18 protein-coding genes are annotated in these 20,751 nt (G+C 61.2%); 2 read left to right on the top strand and 16 right to left on the bottom strand.

Annotation, left to right across the window (positions count from 1 at the left end; translation table 11 throughout):
* Window positions 1-24: 24 nt before the first annotated feature.
* The 12 genes from ACNOHI_RS19200 to ACNOHI_RS19145 form a co-directional block, all read right to left on the bottom strand.
* A complete protein-coding gene (locus tag ACNOHI_RS19200; RefSeq protein WP_420476307.1) occupies window positions 25-816 on the bottom strand; it encodes an amino acid ABC transporter ATP-binding protein in 792 nt (263 codons plus the stop codon).
* A gap of 20 nt (window positions 817-836) precedes the next feature.
* Window positions 837-1,517, bottom strand: a complete 681-nt coding sequence (locus ACNOHI_RS19195; RefSeq protein ID WP_420476470.1) for an amino acid ABC transporter permease — start codon at window positions 1,515-1,517, stop codon at window positions 837-839.
* A 138-nt stretch (window positions 1,518-1,655) separates the two neighbouring features.
* On the bottom strand, window positions 1,656-2,423 hold the full coding sequence (locus ACNOHI_RS19190) for an ABC transporter substrate-binding protein (RefSeq protein WP_420476306.1): 768 nt from the start codon (window positions 2,421-2,423) through the stop codon (window positions 1,656-1,658).
* A 358-nt stretch (window positions 2,424-2,781) separates the two neighbouring features.
* On the bottom strand, window positions 2,782-4,128 hold the full coding sequence (gene astB / locus ACNOHI_RS19185) for an N-succinylarginine dihydrolase (RefSeq protein WP_420476305.1): 1,347 nt from the start codon (window positions 4,126-4,128) through the stop codon (window positions 2,782-2,784).
* An 11-nt stretch (window positions 4,129-4,139) separates the two neighbouring features.
* Window positions 4,140-5,603 (bottom strand): succinylglutamate-semialdehyde dehydrogenase, encoded by a 1,464-nt coding sequence (astD, locus tag ACNOHI_RS19180; protein WP_420476304.1) that lies wholly within the window; start codon window positions 5,601-5,603, stop codon window positions 4,140-4,142.
* Window positions 5,596-6,633 carry an arginine N-succinyltransferase gene (gene astA / locus ACNOHI_RS19175; protein WP_420476303.1) on the bottom strand — a complete coding sequence of 346 codons (1,038 nt, stop codon included), beginning with the start codon at window positions 6,631-6,633 and terminating at the stop codon, window positions 5,596-5,598. Before astA ends, astD begins: the two co-directional genes overlap by 8 nt.
* An 8-nt stretch (window positions 6,634-6,641) precedes the next feature.
* Window positions 6,642-7,661: an arginine N-succinyltransferase gene (locus tag ACNOHI_RS19170; RefSeq protein ID WP_420476302.1), complete on the bottom strand. Its 1,020-nt coding sequence runs from the start codon at window positions 7,659-7,661 to the stop codon at window positions 6,642-6,644.
* A gap of 24 nt (window positions 7,662-7,685) precedes the next feature.
* Window positions 7,686-8,921, bottom strand: a complete 1,236-nt coding sequence (gene astC, locus ACNOHI_RS19165) for an acetylornithine/succinylornithine family transaminase (RefSeq protein ID WP_420476301.1) — start codon at window positions 8,919-8,921, stop codon at window positions 7,686-7,688.
* Window positions 8,922-9,057: 136 nt separating this feature from the next.
* The gene (locus ACNOHI_RS19160; protein ID WP_420476300.1) at window positions 9,058-10,032 is read right to left on the bottom strand and encodes a GlxA family transcriptional regulator; all 975 of its coding nucleotides are present in this window, start codon (window positions 10,030-10,032) and stop codon (window positions 9,058-9,060) included.
* Window positions 10,033-10,136: 104 nt separating this feature from the next.
* On the bottom strand, window positions 10,137-11,009 hold the full coding sequence (locus ACNOHI_RS19155; RefSeq protein WP_420476299.1) for a DMT family transporter: 873 nt from the start codon (window positions 11,007-11,009) through the stop codon (window positions 10,137-10,139).
* A gap of 103 nt (window positions 11,010-11,112) precedes the next feature.
* Window positions 11,113-12,618: an aldehyde dehydrogenase family protein gene (locus ACNOHI_RS19150; RefSeq protein WP_420476298.1), complete on the bottom strand. Its 1,506-nt coding sequence runs from the start codon at window positions 12,616-12,618 to the stop codon at window positions 11,113-11,115.
* Window positions 12,619-12,634: 16 nt separating this feature from the next.
* On the bottom strand, window positions 12,635-13,726 hold the full coding sequence (locus ACNOHI_RS19145) for a saccharopine dehydrogenase family protein (protein WP_420476297.1): 1,092 nt from the start codon (window positions 13,724-13,726) through the stop codon (window positions 12,635-12,637).
* A gap of 136 nt (window positions 13,727-13,862) precedes the next feature.
* On the opposite strand from ACNOHI_RS19145, the gene ACNOHI_RS19140 reads away from it, so the two are divergent.
* Window positions 13,863-14,309 (top strand): Lrp/AsnC family transcriptional regulator, encoded by a 447-nt coding sequence (locus ACNOHI_RS19140; protein ID WP_420476296.1) that lies wholly within the window; start codon window positions 13,863-13,865, stop codon window positions 14,307-14,309.
* Between the two features lie 46 nt (window positions 14,310-14,355).
* Window positions 14,356-14,694 (top strand): hypothetical protein, encoded by a 339-nt coding sequence (locus tag ACNOHI_RS19135; protein WP_420476295.1) that lies wholly within the window; start codon window positions 14,356-14,358, stop codon window positions 14,692-14,694.
* Between the two features lie 19 nt (window positions 14,695-14,713).
* On the opposite strand, the gene ACNOHI_RS19130 is transcribed toward ACNOHI_RS19135, so the two are convergent.
* The 4 genes from ACNOHI_RS19130 to ACNOHI_RS19115 all read right to left on the bottom strand — a co-directional run bounded on the left by ACNOHI_RS19130 (window position 14,714) and on the right by ACNOHI_RS19115 (window position 20,737).
* On the bottom strand, window positions 14,714-15,175 hold the full coding sequence (locus ACNOHI_RS19130) for a hypothetical protein (protein ID WP_420476294.1): 462 nt from the start codon (window positions 15,173-15,175) through the stop codon (window positions 14,714-14,716).
* 148 nt (window positions 15,176-15,323) lie between these two features.
* Window positions 15,324-18,974: a pilus assembly protein gene (locus ACNOHI_RS19125; protein WP_420476293.1), complete on the bottom strand. Its 3,651-nt coding sequence runs from the start codon at window positions 18,972-18,974 to the stop codon at window positions 15,324-15,326.
* A 39-nt stretch (window positions 18,975-19,013) separates the two neighbouring features.
* On the bottom strand, window positions 19,014-19,637 hold the full coding sequence (locus tag ACNOHI_RS19120) for a pilus assembly PilX family protein (protein ID WP_420476292.1): 624 nt from the start codon (window positions 19,635-19,637) through the stop codon (window positions 19,014-19,016).
* Window positions 19,634-20,737 carry a PilW family protein gene (locus tag ACNOHI_RS19115; protein ID WP_420476291.1) on the bottom strand — a complete coding sequence of 368 codons (1,104 nt, stop codon included), beginning with the start codon at window positions 20,735-20,737 and terminating at the stop codon, window positions 19,634-19,636. The genes ACNOHI_RS19120 and ACNOHI_RS19115 overlap by 4 nt, the downstream gene beginning before the upstream one ends.
* Window positions 20,738-20,751: the final 14 nt, after the last annotated feature.

Raw genomic sequence — 20,751 nt, 5'->3', positions numbered from 1 at the left:
TCTTGTTTCTCCCAATTGGATTATTTATCTTGCTGTGTAAGCAATCTGCCCGAGGAACGCGCGAATGCGTTCGTTGCGGGCGTTGCTGAAAAATTCGGCAGGCGGCGCTTCCTCGAGGATCTGCCCCTTCTCGAAGAAGATCACGCGGTCGGCAACTTCGCGTGCGAAGCCCATTTCGTGCGTCACCACGATCATGGTCATGCCACCGCGCGCGAGGTCCTTCATCACGTCGAGCACTTCCTTGATCATTTCCGGATCGAGCGCAGAAGTCGGCTCGTCGAACAGCATCACCTTGGGCTGCATCGCGAGCGAACGCGCGATCGCCACCCGCTGTTGCTGTCCGCCGGAAAGCTGGTGCGGATACTTGTGGGCGTGGGCCGCCATGCCCACTTTCGTAAGGAGCGCCTTGGCCGCCTCTTCCGCCTGAGCGCGGGTGACGCCGCGCAGGCGGCGAGGCGCCAGCGTGACGTTGTCCATCACCGTCAGGTGCGGGAAGAGGTTGAAGCTCTGGAACACCATCCCGACTTCGGCCCGCACGGCGTCGATATGCTTCAGGTCATCGTCGAGGACGATGCCGTCGATCACGATGCGGCCGGAATCGTGCGTCTCGAGCCGGTTCAGCATGCGCAGGAAGGTCGACTTTCCCGAGCCGGACGCGCCGATGATGACGGTCACCTCGCCCTGGTAGAACTTCGTCGATACGTCCCTGATCACGTGGAACTGACCAAAGTGCTTGTTGATGTTTTCCGCGACGATCAGCGGTTCCCTGGTTGCGGGTTTGGACGCGTCCTGCGCGCCTGCCGGTACTTCTGCCATGTTCATCCCCTTTTCCCCGCTCAATGGTGGCGTTCCACATCCAGCTGCCGCTCGATTGCACCGGAGATCTGTGTCAGCACGGTGGTCAGAAGCAGGTAGATGGTTGCGGTCGTAATGAATACCGGGATCGGCTGGAACGTGGCCGACTGGATGCGGTTGCCGATGTTCGACAACTCGACCACGCCGATCACATAGGCCAGGCTAGAATCCTTGAGCAGCGATACGATGTTGTTCACCAAAGGCGGCAGCGAAATGCGGAACGCCTGCGGGAAGATCACATCGCGGAAGGTCATGAAGGGCGAGAGGCCGAGCGAGCGTGCGGCTTCGGTCTGTCCCTTGTGCACCGCCAGGATGCCGGCGCGGATCGCTTCGGCGTTGTAAGCGCCGACGTTGAACGCCAGTGCAACGACCGCCGAATTGAAGTCCGACAGTTGCAGGCCCGGTACCAGCGCGGGCAGCGCGAGGAACACGAACAGCACTTGCACCAGCAGCGGCGTGCCGCGGATGACCCAGACGTAGAAGTCAGCGGCCAGCCGGAACGGAATGACCTTGGACAGTTTGGCCAGCGCGGCCAGCATGCCGAAAACGATGCCGATGACGCCCGACACCACCGTCAGCATGATCGTGGTCTTGGCCCCTTCCGCGAACTGGTCTGCATTGGAACCGATCGGTTCCGGCATCCAGCTCAGGGGGATGGCCATCAGCCACAGGAAGGCGAACAGGCCCGCCACGGAAATGGCGATGGACACTGCGCTACGCTTCTCGCGCGACCACTCCGCCGGTAACAAACTGATTGCTGATCTCACCGCATTCTCCTTACTCGATATCGATGCGCTGTGTTACTGCTGGCAGCGGATATCTTCTTTCATGTACTTTTCGGAGAGCGTCTTGTAGGTGCCGTCCGCCATGACTTCCGCCAGCGCTTTGTCCACGGCTGCCGCAAGGGAGGTGTTGCCTTTCTTCACTGCGGTGGCGACCTTTTCGACGAACAGGTAACCGCCCTGCTTCAGCGGCGCGTTCGGGTTGTTCTCGATGGCATTCTTGACCACGAAGCGGTCGCTGACCCAGGCGTCGACGCGGCCGTTCATGAGTGCGGCGCGGGCATCGGTGTCCTGCGGGAAGTTCTTCACTTCCTTGATGTTGGGCAGCTTCTTGACGTTTTCCATGTAGGTGGAGCCGGTCTGCACGGCGATCGTCTTCCCCGCCAGCATGTCGGGCGTGCGGATCGAGCCGTCGCGCGACACGATCACGCCGCCGCTGCAGTAGTGCGGATTGGTGAAGGTCACGGCCTTGGCGCGCTCTTCGGTGATGCCGAAGGATGCGATCACCATGTCCCAGCGGTCCTGGCGCAGGCCGGCCAGCAGTGCGTCGAAGGACAGCGCCTTCCACTCGAGGGCCAGGCCCATCTTCTTGACCATCGCTTCAGCCAGCTCGACTTCGAAGCCGGTCAGCTTGGAGCCCTGGAAGAAGTTGAACGGGGGGTAGGCGCCTTCGGTGGCGACGATGATCTTGCCGCTCGCCTTGATTTCTTCAAATGTGCGGGCCTGCGCCGTCATGCCGACGACCAGGCCGGCAACGACGACCAGCAAGTGCTTGAGACTCTTCATGGATGTGTTCCTCCGGGTTGGAAAGGTTTATTTGCTCTTATTTTCAAGACGGGTGTTCTGTCGAGTGGCTATTGGACCAGTTGCGGCAACATGGACAAAACAGCATCGCGACGGAATCTTGAAAAAATGCGACATCGAAAGGGGTAATACTCCGATATCGAAAAGGCGCGCGATCTTAACCCGCCGATGCGCGAAGAAAGATCGGAAGTGATGTGGGGAAATAAAAGAAAATTCGGTCAAACGACCTATTTTTGCGCCGGCGTACGATCGGCACACAATGAAAAATCGGGCACACACTAGCATCCACGCGGGTTTGCGCCCGATTTATCGCCCCCAATGGAGCGGCAATGCAAATCGGCTATTTCTGGAAGTCGTACAGGCCGGGGAGCCCGAGGATCGTTGTCAAATCGTCCAAAGCAGTCTGCACTTCTACGGCGAGCGCGGGATCCGCGAGGTCTGACGGCGCGAGGCGATCGCGGTAATGACGGCCGACCCAGTCCACCAGTCCCGTGTACAGCGCATCGGTCATGATCACCCCCTGGTGCATCGCCGCCGCCTCGGCATCAGTCAACACGACGCGCAGGCGCAGGCAGGCGGGACCGCCGCCGTTGCGCATGCTCTGGCGCAGGTCGAAGCTGATCAGTTCGTCGATCGGACCGCCGCTGGCGACCAGGCCCTGCAGGTAACGCGCGACAGCCTGGTTTTCCTGGCACTCCTGCGGAACGACCAGCGACATTTTTCCGTCCGGCCGGGACAGCAGCTGACTGTTGAACAGGTAGCTGCCGACCGCGTCCTCGACGGTGACATCCTTCGCCGCTACGCGTACCGGACGCAGTTCAGCCCTCACACCGTCCATCGCTTGCCGCAGCGTCGCGATGGTGCTGGCTTCGTTGACAAAGGCTTGCTCGTGGTAGAACAGCACGTTGCCATTGCCGACCGCGATTACGTCGTTGTGGAACACGCCCTGATCGATCGTGTCGGGATCCTGCTGGATGAATGCGGCGCGCTGCGCATCCAGTCCGTGCAGGCGCGCGACGGCCTGGCAGGCTTCCAGGGTCTGGCGCGCGGGGAAACGCTTCGGCGCGCGCGCTTCGGGTTCGAACTCCACGCGTCCATAGACGAACATTTCGACGCCGGGCGAGCCGTGCGCCGCGCACAGGCGGGTATGGTTGGCCGCGCCCTCGTCGCCGAAGGCCGGCGTTGGCGGCAGCGCATCATGCACCGCGAAATGCTTCTCGTCGCGGAACAGCGCGCGCAGCGCCCGTGCCGTCTGCGCATGCTCGTAGGAACGATGCAGCTTGTTGTTGAGGTTGGCGACGGTGAAATGGGTGCGTCCATCCGCGGTATCCGCGGAGGGGCTGACGGTCGCCGCATTCGCCGTCCACATTGGCGAGGCGGAATACGCGCTGGCCAGGACGACGGGCGCGTCCTTGTACGCACGCGCGATCACGTCGGCGTCGCTGCCGCTGAAGCCGATGCTGCGCAGGAGCCGGAAATTGGGCCGGTCCTGCGGTGGCAGCAAGGCCTGCGCGAAGCCGCGCGACGCCAGGGCGCGCATCTTCGCCAATCCCTGCAGCGCCGCTTCCTTCGGATTGGAGACGCTGTTGATGTTGTTGTGGGATGCGACATTGCCGAATGACAGCCCGGCATAGTTATGCGACGGGCCAACAAGGCCATCGAAGTTGAATTCGCGTGCAGTGCTCATGAATGTTTCCTTCAGAATGCCAGGCCGGGCGAGAGCTGCTTCGGCATTTCCAGCGCGCTGTTTTCGATCGATGCGACCGGGTAGGCGCAGTAGTCCGCGGCATAGAAGGCGCTGGGACGGTGGTTGCCCGACTTACCGATACCGCCGAACGGCGCGGTGCTCGCGGCGCCGGTCGTCGGCCGGTTCCAGTTGACGATGCCGGCGCGGGCGCGAACCAGGAAGGATTGCCACAGCGCCGGATCGTCACTGAGCAGTCCCGCCGCGAGTCCGTATTGCGTGGCGTTTGCCGCGCGCACTGCCTCGTCGAAGGTCGCAACGCGAATCACCTGCAGCAAGGGGCCGAACCATTCCTCGTCGGGAATCCCAGAGACGCCGGTGACATCGACAATGCCCGGCGACACGAAACCGCAGCCTTCCTGCAGCAGGCGCATCGGCAACAGGCTCTTGCCGCCGCGCGCCACGAGGTCGTCATGCGCCTGCACCAGCTTGCGCGCGACCTGCGCCGAGACGACCGGACCCATGAACGGCGCCGGCGTCTGGTCGTAGCGGCCGACGGCGATGTTCGATGCGACTTCCACCAGACGGTCGACCAGCGCCCTGCCCTTTTCCGAATCCTCGACGATCAGCTTCCGCGCGCAGGTGCAGCGCTGTCCGGCGCTGACAAAGGCCGAGAAGATCGTGTGATGCACTGCGGCGTCGATATCTCCCACGTCCCATGCCACCAGCGCATTGTTGCCGCCCATTTCCAGTGCGAGCATCTTGCCCGGCTGGCCGGCGAACTGACGATGCAGGATCGCGCCGGTCTGGTAGCTGCCCGTGAAAAGGATGCCGTCGATGTCCGGATGGGCCGCCAGTGCCGCGCCAGTGTCGCGCGCGCCATTGACAAGGTTGAGCACGCCTTCCGGCAGGCCTGCCTTGATCCACAGCTCGACTGTCCTGATCGCCGTTTGCGGCGCATATTCGCTGGGTTTGAACACAATGGTGTTGCCCGCGATCAGTGCCGGCACGATGTGGCCGTTCGGCAGGTGGCCGGGGAAGTTGTACGGGCCGAACACCGCGAACACGCCGTGCGGACGGTGCCGCAGCACCGCATCGCCGTCGGCCACCTTGCTGTGCGTTTCGCCGGTGCGCGCTTGATACGATTGCAGCGAAATATCGACCTTGTTCGCCATCGTCGTGACTTCGGTGCGCGCTTCCCAAAGCGGCTTGCCGACTTCCATGGAAATTAGCGTCGCCAGCTCATCGCTGTGTTCCTTAAGCAGGTCGCGGAAGCGCTGGCAAATGCCTGCGCGCGTATCGAAAGGCTGCATGGCCCACGCCTCGAATACGGTGCGTGCGGCCTTGCACGCGGTGTCCACTTCCCCGGCGGTGGCAGCGTGGCCGTTCCAGGTCTGCAATCCGGTGGACGGATCATGAGTGGCCAGTTGGGGGCCATCGCCCGCAATCCACCGGCCGTTCAGGTAATGACTATGCATGATGCGGCTTCTTCGGGTTGAGCGGCATGGCGCGCACGGCTTCACCGGGGCGGCAGGCCAGCAGTTGCTGTTGTTCCATCGACAGCGCGATGCGGCTGCGGTGGGCGTGGGTCGGCGCGACGATGACGCGGAAGTCCTGCATGCGCGTCGTCGCGACCAGGCTGGGCGGCTCCTCGCGTTCCAGCGTCAGGCCGGTATCGACGATGGCAAGGTCGCTCTCGCGCAGCGCGCGAAGCTCGGCCACCCGTGCCTGCATGACCGGGCCGGCGTCGAAGATGTCGACATAGCCCTCGTAGTACATGCCCTCCTGCTCCAGCAGGCGGCGCGCCGGCGCGGTGTCGACGTGGACGCGCCCGATCACTTCCTGCGCTTCCTGCGGCAGGTAGGCGACATACAGCGGGTGGCGCGGCATCAGCTCCGCGATGAACGATTTCTTGCCAAGCGAAGTCAGATCGTCGGCGCGGTCGAATTCCATCTTGAAGAAATGACGCCCCAGGCTGTCCCAGAACGGCGAGCGGCCGTCGGCGCGCTGGAAGCCGCGCATCTCCGCGATCAGCTTCTCGGAGAACAGGTGCGGGAACTGCGCAATGAACATGAACCGGCTCTTCGACAGCAGCTTGCCGTTGGTGCCGTGGCGATAGTCCGGATGCAGGAACAGCGAGCACAATTCGGCGCAGCCGGTCAGGTCATTGGACAGGTACAGCGTGTCCATGCGCGAGAAGACCTTGAGCTCCTTGCTGGAGTGGACCAGCGTGCCGATGCGGTAGTTGTAGAACGGCTCTTCCAGCCCGACCGCGCTCTTGATGGCGCAGACACCGGCGACCTTTCTGGCTTCGGTATCTTCCATCACGAACACATAGTCGCGCTGCGGCGGCGCGATCTGCTCGGCAAACGATGCGCAGGCGATTTCCACGCGCTGCGCCAGCGACTTGCGGTCCGGCTTGAGCGTCGTCATGCCGGATCCGACCTTTTCGGCCAGGGCGACTAGTCCGTCCAGATCCTCTTCCCTGATTGCGCGTACGACTAGCATCGGCGGCCTCACAGTTTCACACACAGTACGGAATCGCCGGGCGCGACATCGAGCGCGCGCATTGCTTGCGCATCCAGCGCCGCAAGGTCGGACTGCCCCGGGACCGGGCACATGACGGCGCGGAAGCGCTCTTCTCGCACCGTGGCAACGAGAAAGTTTGCGGGCGGGGCATCGTCATTGGTTCGCGCGACGACAGTACGGATAGTCGATTGCGAGAAGGACCGCAACGCATTCTTGTGCGCCTGCAAAATGGGGCCGCCGTCGAAGATATCGATGTACTCGTCGGGCTCGAAGCCTTCGTCGGTCAGGATGTGGAATGGCAGCTCGCCTTCCGCATGCACCTGCCCCATCGCAGCTTGCGCATCGCCCGGCAGCAGCGGCACGTAGACCGGATAGTGCGGCATGAGTTCGACAATCAGCGTACGGTTGCGCGCGCCTTCGATCATGCGCTCGGCCTCGAGAAAATCCATCTGGAAGAACTTGCGGCCCAGCGCTTCCCAGAAGGGTGAGCGACCATTGGCATCGGTAATGCCCGACATGGACGCAAAAAATTTCTCGCCAAAGCGATGCGGTGCCACCGCCGCGAACAACAGGCGTGCGCGCGACAGCAAGGCCGCCTCATCTCCCGTCTCGACGCGGTTGCGCAGGTAGAAGCTCGACAGTTGCGAGCACGCGGTAAGGTCCGAGCACAACGTCAGCGCATGGACGTTGTGGCTGATATTGAGATCGCGCGAGACCTGGCTCAGCACATCGTTGCGGAATGCGAAGAAGGTCCCGCTGGCTCCGGCCGTCGCTGCAATCGCCGCGGTGCCCGCGATCGTTCCATCCTCGGCCGACTGCAGGACGAAGAAGTAGGACTCCTCGGTCGGCACGTCGGGCTGCGATGTGAACGACGCAACCGATCGCTCGACGGCGCGCTCGATCGTCGCGCGCGTGCGCGGCAGGGTGTGCACGCCTGGCGTAACCACGTTCGCCATGGCTTCGAGCGCCGGGATATCCGCTGCTTCCACAGGCCGGACGACGTACATAGGGTTCTCCAATCCTGTCGTTGATTATTTCGCCGCCGACAGCACGGCATCCAGCGCGCGGCGCAGGAGCGTGACGCCCTCGTCGATCTGTGCGTCCGACACCACCAGGGCCGGCAGCAGGCGCACGACATCGGGTCCGGCGATGAGAAGCATCAGGCCCTCGGCTTCGGCAGCCTTGGTGATGTCCTTGGCCTTGCCGCGCCAGGCATCGGCCAGCACCATGCCCAGCATCAAGCCGCGGCCCCGTACCTTCTCGAACACTTGCGGATAGTCTCGCACCACCGCGTTCAGTTTGCCGATGATGTTTTGCGATGCCGCGTTCACGCGGTCGAGGAAGGCCGGCGTGTTGATGGTCTGCAGTACCTCCAGCGCCACCGCCGCAGCCAGCGGATTGCCGCCATAGGTCGTGCCGTGCGAGCCGACCGAAAACGCGCTGGCAATCGCGTCGGTCGTCAGCATCGCACCGACCGGATAGCCGTTGCCGAGCGCCTTGGCTGAGGTCAGGATGTCCGGCGTCACGCCGTAGTCCATGTAGGCGAACAGCTTCCCGGTGCGCCCCATGCCGCATTGCACTTCGTCGAAGATCAGCAGCGCGCCCTTTGCATTGCAGAGCGTGCGCAAGGCTTTCAAGTACTCGACGTCGGCCGGCAGCACGCCGCCTTCGCCCTGCACCGGTTCGACCACGACCGCGCAGACGTCATCGGTGACTGCGAGACAGGCGGCATCGATGTCGTTGAAGGGAATATGCTGGAGCTCCGGCGGCAGCGGCTCGAAGCCTTCAGTGTATTTCGGCTGGCCGCCAACCGATACGGTGAACAGCGTGCGACCGTGGAAGGAATTGACGCAGGAAACGATGCGCGACTTGTGCGCGCCGTACTTCGCATGCGCATATTTGCGCGCCAGCTTGAACGCCGCCTCATTGGCTTCCGCGCCGGAGTTGGCGAAAAAGGCGCGATCCGCAAAAGTGGCGGACGTGAGCGCGCGGGCCAGTTTCAGCACCGGTTCGTTGGTAAAACCATTGCCGACATGCCACAGCTTTGATGCTTGCACGCGCAGCGCTTCAACGATGCCGGGATGCGCGTGACCGAGGCTGGTGACGCCGATGCCTGCCGTGAAGTCGAGGTATTGCTTGCCCGCCTGGTCCCACAACTTGAGCCCCTGCGCGCGCACCGGCACCATGGAACTCGGTGCATAGGTCGGCACCATCACTTCGTCGAAGGTCTGGCGCGCCACCGGTTCCGCCAGGGAAATTGCCGTCATATCAACTCGCTCAATCGAATTCATTCCATGCTCCTCTGTCTTGATGATGGAATTATAGAAAGCGCGCGGGCAAAACTCTTTTCAATCTGCGACGCCGAATTTCAGAAAATCGCGGCGCGGTATTGTCAAAAAACTATCAGATGACGGAAGAGGAGCCAGCCGCGGGACGCAGCTTGCGCTGGCGCTCGTCGCGCGGCGTGAGGCCGAACAGCGCGCCATAGGCTGTGGAGAAATGCGAGCCCGACGAGAATCCGCACATCAGGCCGACTTGCACGATCGAGTGATTGGTATCGAGAAGCAACTGCCGCGCGCGCTGCAGACGCAGCTCCAGGTAGTAACGCGACGGGACGCTGCCGAGGTATTGCTTGAACTGGCGTTCGAGCTGCCGGCGCGAGATGCCGACGAGGTTGGCGATGTCGTCGGTGGCGAGCGGCTCTTCGATGTTCGCTTCCATCAGGGCCACGGCTTCGGACAGCTTGGGTTGCAGTGCGCCGAAGCGCGCCTGCAATGCGACGCGCTGGCGATCGGACTGTGCGCGCACACGATCGATGCAGAGAATTTCCTTCACTTGAGCCTGCACATCGGAGCCGTACAACGCCTCGATCAGGGTAAGCGTGAAATCGACGCTCGCCATGCCGCCGCAGCAGGAGAATCTCCCGCCATCGAACTCGAACAGGTTGGGTGTGAGGATTGCACGGTCGGCCGCTTCGTCGGTCTCACCGTACAGCGACCATGGCAATGCGGTGCGCAAGCCATCCATCGCGCCGGCCTGCACCAGCCAGAGTACGGCGGAGCCGACGGCGCCCCACACTTTCGAGGGTTGGCAATATTCGCTCAGCGCACGCAAATGGGCGGGAACGAGCGGTACGAATTCTTCATCTGAAACGACCAGCGAGATGTGCCGGTATTGCCCCTGCGGCGCGCGCCCGTCGAAGATGTCCTGCATGGGCAGCACCTCGACCTGCAGGCACTGCGGCCCCATCAGCCGCGCGACGGTGCGCCAGGGTTGGACTACACCGGCAGCCGCAATCGACATGCTCTTCCCCGCATCGACCAAGAGAATGCGCAGGGGCGCTTCCTGTCCAAGGCTGGCGAGACTGGAAAATGGCATGAAGGGAAAGTGGTGGCGTTAATTCAACCGCATTGTCATCCAACATTGACGCCGCACCAATACCCTTGCCGGAAATTCAAAAGAGTCCGTCGCTTTTACACAATTCAGGCCGGCGCCGTCCGCGCAGTGGGACGCCACTGGCTGACGACCATGCCGGCGATTAGCAAGAGGCCGCCGGCGATGCTGCGCAGGGTCATGGTTTCCGACAACCAGAAGTAGGCGGCAATCGCCGCGCAGCCGGGTTCGAACGCATAGACGATGGCGGCTTCGTTGGCGCTCGCGTGGCGCTGCCCCCAGGTCTGCAGCGAAATGATGGCCGCGGTCGCGAATACGCCAAGGTACACAAGGTTGTAGAAATTGCCGCGTATCCTGTCGCCCACGTCGGTCCAGTCGATCGTCTGCGGTTCGGTCATGACGATCCATGCCGCGGCACACAGGGCGACCGTGATGATCTGCACCGCTGTCAGCGCCATCATGTCGTTCGCGCGGCGCGTGAGCACCTCCATCAGCTTCACGTACACACCGAAACAGAGCGCACCGGCCAGCGCCAGCGTATCGCCCGCACTCCAGGAACCGCCGTCCCAGCACATGGCGAACAGCCCCGCCATGGACAGCAGCACGGCGATGATGATGCGGTTTTCCGGCATGCGGCCCGCCACCACGCCGAGCAACGGCACGATGAGCACGTTCAGGCCGGTGATGAAGGCATTGCGGCTGGCGCTCATCTGTCCCAGCGCTTCCACCTGGAACATGAATGCGGCGAACAGCAGCAGGCCGAGAATGCCACCCGCAACAAAATCCACCCGCTTCCCGCGCAAGAGGAAAGGCACCAGCAGCACGCCGCCCAGCGTAAAGCGCAGGAAGGCAATCCAGACCGCGGAGAAATGCTCCGACAAGTCTTTCATGGCGGGAAAGGTCGTTCCCCAGACGATCGTGACGATCAATAGCGCGGCTACGCCCTGAATATGCTTAGGCATCGATTATTGGTTACTAATTGGAGGGCGCCTATTATCGGCGCAAACTGGCCGGCGTGCCGAAGCGGCCAGTTTGAAGACCGCTTCGACGCCGGGAACTACCTGTTCAGAGATCGAAGCTGATGCCCTGCGCCAGGGGTAAGGCGTGGCTGTAGTTGACCGTATTGGTCGCGCGGCGCATGTAGGCCTTCCACGCATCGGAACCGGACTCGCGGCCGCCGCCGGTTTCCTTCTCGCCGCCGAATGCCCCGCCGATCTCGGCGCCGCTCGGTCCGATGTTCACATTGGCGATGCCGCAGTCGCTGCCGCTGGCCGACATGAAGCGTTCTGCTTCGCGGATATCGGTGGTGAAGATGCTCGACGACAGGCCTTGCGGCACCGCGTTGTTCCAGGCAATCGCCTCATCCAGCGTGCGGTAGCGCACGACGTAGAGAATGGGGGCGAAGGTTTCGTGGTGCATGACCGGCGTCTGTGCGGGCATCTCGACCAGCGCCGGACGCACATAGAATCCGTCGTCACCACCGGGCGGCTGTACGCGTTCGCCGCCCGTCACGATGCCGCCATCCGCCTTTGCCTTCGCCAGCGCATTCTGCATGGCGTCGAACGCGCCGCCGTCGATCAGCGGACCGACCAGCGTGCCCTTCTCCAGTGGATTGCCGACAGGCAGGGAGGCATACACTTTCTTGAGACGCGGGAGAAGCGCATCGCTGATGCTTTCATGCACGAACAACCGGCGCAACGTAGTGCAGCGCTGTCCTGCCGTTCCGACTGCGGAGAACACGATGGCGCGCGTCGCCAGTTCGAGATCAGCGCTCGGTGCGACGATCATGGCGTTGTTGCCGCCGAGTTCGAGGATGGTACGCGCCAAGCGCTGCGCACAGGCCTGCGCGACAGCACGGCCCATGCGCGTGCTGCCGGTGGCGCTGATCAAAGGCACGCGTGGATCATCGGCCAGCAATTGTCCGCATTCCTGTCCGCCGATAATCAGTTCCGACAATCCCGCAGGCGCATCACTGCCGAAGTTCGCTACCGCCTTTTCAAACAGCGCTTGCACGGCGAGCGCAGTGAGAGGCGTCTTCTCCGACGGCTTCCACACGACGCTGTTGCCGCAGACGAAAGCCAGCGCGGCATTCCACGACCAGACCGCGACCGGGAAATTGAAGGCCGAGATGACGCCGACCACGCCAAGCGGATGCCAGGTTTCCATCATGCGATGGCCAGGACGTTCCGACGCGATCGTCAGTCCGTACAACTGGCGCGACAGCCCGACTGCAAAGTCGCAGATGTCGATCATTTCCTGCACTTCGCCCAGTCCTTCCTGCAGGATCTTGCCCGCCTCAAATGTGACCAGCCGGCCGAGTGCCTCCTTGTGCGTACGCAGTTCTTCGCCGAACAGGCGGATCAATTCTCCTCGCCTCGGTGCCGGCACATTGCGCCATGCGAGGAAGGCGGCGTCAGCGCGCGCGATCTTTTCCGCCACCGCCGCTGGCGTATCGGCGTGCAACGCCGCAAGCGTCTCGCCGGTGATCGGGGTCCTGCTGTGAATATCGCTGCCACGGTAGCGCGACAGGTCCGCGCCCATCGCAGCCAACAGGTTCTGTACGGTCTCCATCCTTGTTTTCCTTTGTTCAAGCGGCGTAGAAGCGGCCGAAGCGGTTGGACAGGAAGTCGTCCAGCTTCGCCTGCTCCTGCCTGATCAGTCCTTTTTTCGGCAGCTTGCCCTGCGTTACCAGGTCCACCATCGTGCAAATGCCCGCGGCGGTCGTCACCTGAATGGCCGACAGCAAGTGGCCGTTAACGTGCTGGCTGTAGATCTTCTTCGCGTAGGTCTCCTGCTCCAGCCGGCCTTCCCGCATGCCGCATACGCTGGAAAAGACGAGCACCACATCCTGTTTCGTGATCGGAATCGAGGACTCCAGCACTTCCTTCAGGATCGGGCGGCGGTCGAGCAGGCCGAGCTGCAGGTCACGCACCAGCATCTTGATGATATCCCTGTGTCCCGGATAGCGCACGGTCTTGTAATTCAGGTTCTGCACCTTGCCGGCCAGGCTTTCGCACAGGGTGCCGAGACCGCCGGAAGTATTGAAGGCCTCATAGTCGATCCCGTCGAGCGAGAAATGCTCCACCTCCTCCAGGGGCGACACTTCACGCAGCTGCCCGTCGACGATCGCTTCGCAGGGATTGCAGTACTCGTTTATGAGGCCGTCGGTGCTCCAGGTGAGGTTGTACTTCAGGGCATTGCTCGGAAACGTCGGCAATGCGCCCACGCGCATGTGGACGTCGCGCAGCTTGTCGAAACGACCGGCCAGATCGTTGGCGACAATCGAAATGAAGCCGGGCGCGAGTCCGCACTGCGGGACGAAGGCCGTAGCGGCGTCCTCCGCTAGCTGCTTGACGATGCGTGTGCTTTCCACGTCCTCGGTCAGGTCGAAGTAGTGCGAGCCCGCTTTCTTTGCTGCCCCGGCAATGACCGGCGTCAGGAAATACGGGCAGGCGGACAGCGTGACATCATGGCCGTCGATGAGACCGACGACCGTCGAATGGTCGGAAATGTCCGTATGCACAGTCGTCACATCCGGGAACTGCATGGCGGCTACATGCGAGAGGCGGTGCGCGTCGCGGTCCGCAACCGTGATCTTGAAGTCGCCGGTATGGGACAGCAGGTTCAGGATGGCGTCGCCGATCTTGCCGGCGCCGAGGAGGATCAGTTTGGTCTTCATTTTTCTTGCTCTCGTGTTGTAGTGTGACGATGCAAAAAGTCTAAGTCCGCTTGCTGTCAGAAAATAGAGAGCAAAGCGTCGTCAAAGTGTATGATTGCACGACAAATCGTCGAAACAACAGGACAGATCGCACGAAATGAAGCCCGAGCTGGATGACATCGACAACCAGATCCTCGCCTTGCTGATGGATGACGCCCGCATGCCGGTGGCGACCATTGCCAAGCGCGTGGACATTGCCCGCACCACGGCGATCGCGCGCATCGGCAACCTTGAAAAGCGCGGCATCATCGCCGGCTACGGCGTGCGCCTGAACCAAGAGCTCTACCAGCCGGCGGTACGTGCCTATGTCGGCATCGCCGTCGATCCGCGCAAGGCGTCGGCGCTGGTCAAGGTGCTGGACAAAATGCCGCAGGTGGAAACGCTCTGCGCCGTCAGCGGGCCAGTGGATTACATGCTGACGCTACGCTGCCAGTCGACGGGCGAACTCGACCGCATGCTTGACCAGATCGGCGCAACCGACGGCGTACGGCAGACTTCGACGTCCATCATCCTGACGAAGAGAATTGACCGCAGTCCAATCTAGCCGCCGCCGAATTGGCTAGACTCACCAAGATACCAAGGAGCTTTCCATGCATACCATCGCCGAGACCAAGAAGAATCACTTGTGGCGAAAAGTGATCTGGCACACCGACCCGGACGAACATCCGCTCGGCCCGTACCACTCGGCCGAGGTGTATTGCTGCGAAGAGTCGAACGGTTATGCGGTGTGGTACGTACGCAAGCTATCGAAGGACGGCGGTCTCGGGGTTCCGGGAACGGAGAATGCGGATTACCTGCTGAACTTCTATTCGAAAAACAGCAGGGACGATGCGATCGAGCGGGCAGTACTCATTTCGAACAGCAGCGAGTCTGCCGAAAAGGTCATCGAGCAACTGGACAAATTGGCGGCCGCGGGGCAAAAGGTCTGACGTCGTTCAGTCCGCCGTTCTAGAGGGTTTTGTGCACAACCGGTTCCAGCCTCGCCTGGACCCGTAACTGGCTGCGAACGGCAATCCGACCGATTTTCCCCGGCTCGAACATGACGCGGGACAGAGCCTCATTTACCTGGCGCTCGACGTCGGCGCCGACGAAGGAATTCTCCACGAGGACCCGGTCGACCTTGCCTTCGTCGCTGATCAAAAGACGCAGGATCACGGGTTGCGGCGGCAATCCGGGATGATGCAATACGAGGCCGGTCAACGCATCCTGCTTGACGGATGGGTGTTGCGTCAGTTCGCTCAGGCGAAAGTAACGTGGTCCTGCCGGCTGCGCCACGACGAGCCCTTGTGCTTCCTGCGGCAATTCCCGCTGCGGCCCGGTGGCAGGATTTTCTATTAATGGCTGGCGCGCCAACTGCGCCTCAGCGCTGCTCTGCGCTACTGGCCGCGCGTCGACGCGTACAACCTTCATTACGGCATTTGACGCCGCAGGCCCCGAAACGGGTCGACCAGCGGAACTGTGCGTCAAGAAGTGAATGGAAGCAGCATGCACCGTCAACGCTGCCGCCAGGGCCGCGCAGCTTATCCATGACGATTTCCACGTTGTACGCTTCACCTGCTCAGTCACTCAATACACGCCAGAGCACCCGCTTGGAGCCACCGGTGCTTCCCGAAGGCGGCAGGTTCATTTCGACCGGAAGCGGCTTCCGTCCATCTGCGGGAACAGGATAAATAATCGCTGACCCACCCGGCAACTTCGACACAGTGACGCCGACAATTGGCGCCCCCTGAAAACTTGCAGCCGGCTTTTCGCTTGTCACATTTCCCCCGGTGCGGTAATCGACCTGATAAAGCCAGCTATGGCCGCCCGGCTGGCATTCTGTCGCCTCCGGAACGATACTGGCCACGACCAGCGTACCAAAGTAAAGCTGCGGCTCGATCGCGACGCGCTCCCCGGCCTCCGGCAGGTTGAAGAACCATCCGTGCCCGCTGTTCCAATCCACCGACGACGTGCTGATATTCCGGGTCGTCCCGCCTGTCGAAACCGTCTGCTGCACGAGGCCGGAGGTACCGGATACCGTAGTGGTCCCGTCGTCCCTGATTCCGTAAATCGATTGCGTGTCGGCACTTGCGGATTTTGAAAGGTCCGTCGTGCCGAGGTAACGCCCCGTGCCAAAGAAGATGACTTTCTTTCCGTCGATATCACCAATCTCGGGGCCTGCCGTGACTGGCTTGCTGCTGCCGAGGACAGCCACCTTTCGTACTGCACCGGTCGCGAGGTCAAACCGCCACATGTTCCCGTAAAGATCACCGCCGTACGCGGCAACGGCGGTGTTGTCCCTCGAGAAGTCCTCGACTTCCACATTGATGCGTGCAAGTCCGCTGGGGCTGGCAACCGAGCCCTCATTCGTTGAAGTCGATCGGATGAGGCTTCCGGTAGCGAGGTTGACGACGAAGACATATCCCTTCCCGTCTGCCGACATGTACTTGCCGCCTTCTGGAATGTTGTTGTAGCCGGACGTCAGCACCGCCACCCACGTCTTTGCATCATCGTTCAGCTTGGTAATGAATGGCGTACCGTAGGAATAGCCGATGTTGTGATTTTCGGTGGCCGTAGGAGCGAAGCTCCACAGCGGCTTTGGATCCGACGGATTGGTGATATCCAGCGCGTAGTACCCGCGTCCTCCCTTACCGAGCGCGCCAACAAGTATCGTTTTCCAGCTACCGCCAATCTTCGCATCACTGATCGTGATCGGACCATCAAGAAAGAATCGATGGTTCGCGCTATAAGTCTTGTCCGCCAGCTGCCACATCTCGGGAATGACAATAGGTGGAACGTATGCCCATCGTTCCTCGCCCGTTGTCGCGTTGAACGCGTGCAGCATGCCATCGTTGGCGGCGACATACAGGGTCTCCGTGCGATCCTTCAAGTCGGACTTGAACTCGAAATAACCGTCGTCCTTGAAGTCATGCGGTGGGGCCTTCACATAAACTGGCTGGGAGTGAATGATGTCTCCGAGTACCTTCTGGCGGTCGCGGTAGAGGCGGTTATTCTCTGCATTACCGTCCTGGTCCTCATGCATGTAATGGCCGCGCAGATAGTTCACCAGGAGGGCGGATGTCGCCGTCGATTTCCGGTCGTCGCTCCACTCGGCAAACTGGCTCAGCTTCGCATTGTTGAAAAATGCCAGCTGGGCCGTGGTCAAGCCTCCAGTCCCCTCCTTGAACAAGGTCCTGGTTGTTCCATCGGAGGTATAGATCGTCCGCGTGTCGGCATTTCCCGGCGACTTGATCGTCGAGGCCAGCAGCGTTCCCGCCTCCCAATTCACTTCCGAAGAGATCTTGCCGTCCAACAGGTTGACGGTATAAGAGCTGATATCGCCATCCCAGTGCACCGAACGGTAATTCGCAATATAGATGGACTGATCCCCGGTCGTCGGCTGCAAGTTGCTCGTCGCTGCAGCGGCGCCGCTGCCCGATACCGCCTCGATCGCATTGAGCGACGACGCGAGCGAATTCGCCAGCGATACCGGATCCTTTGCGCTGAAGTATGTGCCCCGGCCATTGACGGCAGCATGCCAAAGATCGTCGATGCGATGTGCGCTGTCATTGACGTTGTCGTTTGGATGGGGCCATGACTTGCTGCCCTCCTTGATGGCGAAGTAATCCCCGAATGCGGAGGTCTTGTATCCGCTTGTGTAAGAAAGGCTGCCGCTGACACCGAGCCCGAGCGTAAACGTGGTCATATGCTGGTGCGTGGCAACGTCATCGACGTTCGAATTCGTTCCCGAGGGTGCCACGTTGTTCGTGCACACATCCGGCGCAGAGCATGCGCCGGGTCGCAAGTCATTGTGATAGTAGTAATAGGCGACGTCCGCAAGCGTGTTCGGCGCCTTCAGGTCGTCCTTTGATGGTCGGCTGTCTGAGGTGCCATCCTGGTCGCCCACTTCTGTGGCCCCATCCGATTTCAACGGCCCGAACGCCGAGCTCTCGTCATACTCGTTCCAGTAGCCGTCAGTCGACAGGATGGTGTAGTTACGCTGACAAGAGTACTGGACGGGATCCCATCCGCCGATCTTCCCCGCATACATCTGCCCCATCCTCGAAAGCGCCCCTCGCAGCGGCGTGGTTCCCCCTTCGTGCGCGCCATAGAGCCGGCTGAACCAGGTGGCCCGGTGATCTCCGGCATACGCGTCGATCTGCAAATTGCTGTTGCTCGGTTTCGAGCGGAATCCATTGATGAAGAAGAGACCTACCCTGAACTTTCCATTCTCCAACTTCGAAAATGCCTCGCCAACACCCGCCTTCATCAGGTAGGCGCGTTTGCGGTAGTAGGAGTACCAGTTGGCGAAGTTGGTCAGCGCGTCGGCGCTGCCGGTTGCAACACCTGGTGCCGCAATCTGCGAAGGCGACAGTGCTGTGGCATAGCTTGCATTGCTATCGCATGCAGTGCTGCCGGGAGTCGTCTTGTGCGTTGCATAGTAGATGCTGGTGAATGGCGTGATGGTGACACTGCGATCATCGCTGCCCTTGTTCACGCGCGTAATGGTGGGTGTGCTCGTCAGTCCTGCCTGCGAGGTTGGTGCAAACAGGATGAGTTCGTCGGTCGCGCTGTTATAGGTCGCGCTGAAACCCGTCGCGCCTTTCAACTCATTGATGCTGTCACGGACCTTGCTGCCCAGCGTGTCGACATTGCCCGTCGCATCGCTCGGCGCCGGACTCGTTTTCATCAGTTCAATTGAGGTCCCGTCCAGCAGCTTTACCTTGATCGAGGTCACGTAGTAACTCGACTTCTTTCCGAACGGTTCGAATGCGATGACGGCAGTCGTCGGGAATGCGTTGCCGGGCGTGGACAGGTTTACTGTACTGTTCTTCGTATTGTCGAACTGCTTTTCGCTTTCACCAAAATATCCATCCTTCAGTGCGCTTGTAAACACAGCATTCGGATATCGGGTGCCATCGGACTTCATTGGAGGCCGATAGAGCTGTGCCGGGTTATAAGCCAGCGTATTGTAGCGGTACCAGCCGTAGCAATTGCGACCCAGGTTGGTATCGCCATCATTCGGCATATTCTCGTCCGACATCGAGCCGGAGTCGTCCAGGACGAACGCGATATTGGGGAGAACCGTGACAGACGATGCGTTCGCCAAGGGGACGTCTGAAAGATCGGTGGCGGCGCCGGCAAGGCGCGTCGCGCTCGCAAGCATGAAGCCCGCCGACATCAAAGCGGCCTGCAAGCGCCAGTTAAAAAGCAGCTTCCAACTCATCATTATTTTCCTTCCCTGGCCCTACAACCCGAAATGATTGCGTTATCGCGAAACGACGGCCTGCACGAAACTCACGTTGTTGCGCGCGCCGGTCACACGTACGGTGATCCGGTAGTAGCCGCGATTGGCAACCGAATTCCAGCTGCCCGGCTGATAGGTAAGCATCTGCCTCGCGCTCCCGAGGCTGCTGCCTGTCTGCTCGCTCTCTTCGACGGTGCAGTTCTCCGCAGTCAGTGCGCCTGCGGAAGTGCACATGCGATGTATGACGTAGGCAATTTCGTTTCCCGCGGCGTCTTTACCCGCCAGCGTCCTGGAGCCGGTTCCGCTCGCCCAATTGAATTTGGTGAATGGGGGAAGGCACTTCTTTGTATCCACATTGCCGTTCCCCGTCAGGTCCAGACAGGTCTGGGCGGTCGCGTAATATCCGTCCGCCGCCACATCCTTCTCAAGCGAGGCACCATTCCCGTCGAGCCACTTGATCGCTTCGTTGATCCCCGCATCGCCGCTCGTTACACCGCTTTGCTTGTAGGCGAGATTGCCGGCAATTAGCGTCGACGTATCTACCGAACGCACCATTGCCACGCTTGCCAGGGTCATGGCAACAAGCACGATGAGCGCAATGATGAGGACGACGCCCTCCTGACGAGGCGAGTGTATTTTTTTCATAGTTTTGCCCACAGGACGTTGCGCAAGGGGACGACGGTTTCGAATACCTTGTACCGATAGCACTGCCAATCGTCGGGGTAGTGGCCCGTTTTGAACGCCGCCCAATCCGACCACTTTTCGACCATCTCCGGCGTCGTTGTCTTGCACACGCCGTCCTTGGGCTTTTCATACTGCGTGCTGCGCGCTACCAATGCGATCCGTACCGCTTTGATGCGCTTGGCGTCGTCACTGGATGGATTTCCCCAGGTCTCGCCCGCGGCGTCGACCCAATCATTCACGACCTGGCTGCCGCCTCCTGCCGTAATGCCGTACTGAAGCTGCAAGTCCATGATGTCCGACGCGATGACTTCCTTATTGCCCGAGTCCGTGCGCTGCAGATGCCAGGTCTTGGTATCGATCGAATAGCTGCGCTGGAAAAGCGCACCGGCATTTGGCTTCGCAAAACAGGAAAGCCTGGCTCCCCTCGTATAAGCCGGCCAGCCGTTTTCCTTCTGGTAGGCTTCCGGCGGGTTGTAGGGGCCGCTTGAACCGGGGTTGTGCTGGATCTTGAGCGCCGTGTCCTGGATATGCGTGATCTGCATCAGCGTGCAGCTTCCCGCCTGCTGGACGAGTACGAATTCCCCCTCGTTGCAGCCGTTGACGCTGCCCACGTCCAACTCGGCGGACGGCCGGGGCATGGTCTTTTGCAAAGTTGTATTGGTCGGCAGGCTGAACGACGCCACTTTGACGTCTGCAAAATACTGGGCGGCGAAGGTATCCGGCCTTGTGCCGCCGTCGACCGCTTTAAGCGACGCGAAGTCCAGACCAGGAAGTGCCCCGACCGCGCCCCCGCATTCCGCACTGCCATCGCAATAGGAATAGGTCGTGTCGCAGCCGGTATAGACCGTCGCATCCATTCCCCAGCCGGCCATCCGTGCATCCTGTTCAATCATGTACAAGGAGATGGCGCCATTGTTTTGCGCATCCACACCCGACGTCGTCGTGCGCTTTTCCCCCTCGAACACGGCAAATGCCTGCATGACGACAAGCATGGAAATCAGGCCGATTCCCAGACCGACGATCACTTCAACAAGACTGAAACCATTCTGACGATGATGCATTCGTTCACTCCATG

The organism is Noviherbaspirillum sp. ST9, assembly GCF_048799745.1.
In the GTDB taxonomy this organism is placed as follows: Bacteria; Pseudomonadota; Gammaproteobacteria; order Burkholderiales; family Burkholderiaceae_D; genus Noviherbaspirillum.
Note: the sequence above shows the minus strand (reverse complement) of the source record. Positions and strands in the feature narration are given on the sequence as shown.